Genomic DNA, 235 nt, shown 5'->3' with positions numbered 1-235 from the left:
AGTATATTAGGAATCAGCTTCGAGAAGACTATATGAGCGATCAACTGACATTATTCGAAGAATATGATCCGTTCACCGGACATAAGAACAAGAAAAAATAAACGATTCTTTTAGAATCAGTGAGTAAGTGTGGTGCATAAGGGAAACCCACTCAGTGGGCCTTTCAGGCCGAGGCCGGTAAGAGAGGCTTTCAGCCGCAGAGCAAACCACCAGTTCACACTGGTGGTTTTGATTT

General features: G+C 43.4%; 1 pseudogene. It reads left to right on the top strand.

What is annotated here, in order from left to right:
* Positions 1-101, top strand: a pseudogene (locus ACYQ4S_RS13060) (IS200/IS605 family transposase); the annotation flags it as partial.
* Between the last annotated feature and the right edge of the window lie 134 nt (positions 102-235).

The organism is Alkalibacterium sp. s-m-28 (genome assembly GCF_054658175.1).
Note: the sequence above shows the minus strand (reverse complement) of the source record. Positions and strands in the feature narration are given on the sequence as shown.